At 34.9% G+C, this 238-nt stretch carries 1 pseudogene; it reads right to left on the bottom strand.

Annotation, left to right across the window (positions count from 1 at the left end):
• Positions 1-238: pseudogene (locus RRF55_RS27815) on the bottom strand (pentapeptide repeat-containing protein); the annotation flags it as partial.

Genomic DNA, 238 nt, shown 5'->3' with positions numbered 1-238 from the left:
CTTGCCAGGGTTTTGAATACTCCTGTGTATCTGTAACCTAAGTGCTTATTGACAAGTTGAGTGGTCCATCGGCCAGGCATAATATCTTCACAGCGCAAATTTTTTATCCTGGTATTAGTGAACGATGTTCCAAATATGTTGCTTTTTTTAATGAATAGGTTGTTTATTTCTCCATTTGAAAAGATGGTGTTTGATAAGTCGCTTTCAAAACATGATATATTGGATAATACACAACTAA

Origin of the sequence: Klebsiella sp. K47 (genome assembly GCF_051858335.1) — a bacterium.
Taxonomy (GTDB): Bacteria; Pseudomonadota; Gammaproteobacteria; order Enterobacterales; family Enterobacteriaceae; genus Klebsiella; species Klebsiella pneumoniae.
This window is presented reverse-complemented; position numbering and strand designations above follow the sequence as displayed.